This window comes from Sutterella seckii, from assembly GCF_009183815.1.
Taxonomy (GTDB): Bacteria; Pseudomonadota; Gammaproteobacteria; order Burkholderiales; family Burkholderiaceae_F; genus Sutterella; species Sutterella seckii.
Map to the genome: position 1 here is coordinate 1 of NZ_WEHX01000200.1, position 985 is coordinate 985.

At 55.5% G+C, this 985-nt stretch carries 1 protein-coding gene; it reads left to right on the plus strand.

What is annotated here, in order from left to right:
- Positions 1-140: 140 nt before the first annotated feature.
- Positions 141-985: RNA-guided endonuclease InsQ/TnpB family protein (locus GBM95_RS11820; RefSeq protein WP_152159269.1), on the plus strand; the 845-nt coding region annotated here is incomplete at its 3' end.

Genomic DNA, 985 nt, shown 5'->3' on the forward strand with positions numbered 1-985 from the left:
CCAGGAGAAGAAATCCAGCAAGCCTCTGTGAAAATATTCCCCTTATCGTCATGCAGCTTCAAGGGGTGCTGTTACCGGATTTCTGGAAATTCACGGAATTATGATAATATTATTTAATAATAAATTCCGTTGACCGCTACATGCTCCGCGCCGCGAAATTTCGCATCTATCCGACTGCCGCACAGGAAGCTTTTCTCTGGGCGCAGTGGGGTGCTGTCCGCGAGTGCTGGAACATGGCGCTCTTCCTGAAGAAGCATTACTACCGTACGCGGGGCGTATCGCTTGACCTCATCAACGAGATCAAGCCGCTCATCGCAAGAGCCAAGAAGTCGAAGAAGTACGCATGGCTCAGGGAATACGATTCCATGGCGCTTCAGGAATCGGTCCGGAATCTCAACAAGGGCTACCGCGCTTTCTTTGAGAGAAGAGCGGGCTTTCCGCACTACAAATCCCGCAGAGGTCCGCAGTCGAGCTATCACTGCACCAACGTCTCCGTCGGACCCAACTACGTGCGAGTGCCGAAGATGGAGCCGATCAAAGCCCGCATCCACCGCGAGGTCGTCGGCAAGGTGAAGAGCATTACGCTTGAAGCCGATGCGGCCGGCGACTACTACGCCGCCGTACTCTGGGAAGATGGTCTTGCTGAAAAGGAACCTCTGAAGGAGATTTATGAGGATCAGGTCATCGGCATTGATGTCGGCATCACGGATCTGCTTACGGAATCGAACGGCCGCAAGGAACCCAACCCGAGGCATCTGAAGCGCGCCCGCAAGGCGCTGCGCCGCAGAAGCCGGCAGTTTTCAAGAACAATGAAGGGCAGCCGCCGGCGCGAGAAGGCGCGCCGCAGACTTGCACGGGCCCACAAGCGCGTGGCGAATGCCCGCACCGACAACCTTCACAAGGTCTCTTCGCGACTCGTGAACGAAAGCCAAGCGCTGGCTGCGGAGAGTTTAAGAATCATCAACATGATGAAGAACCACCACCT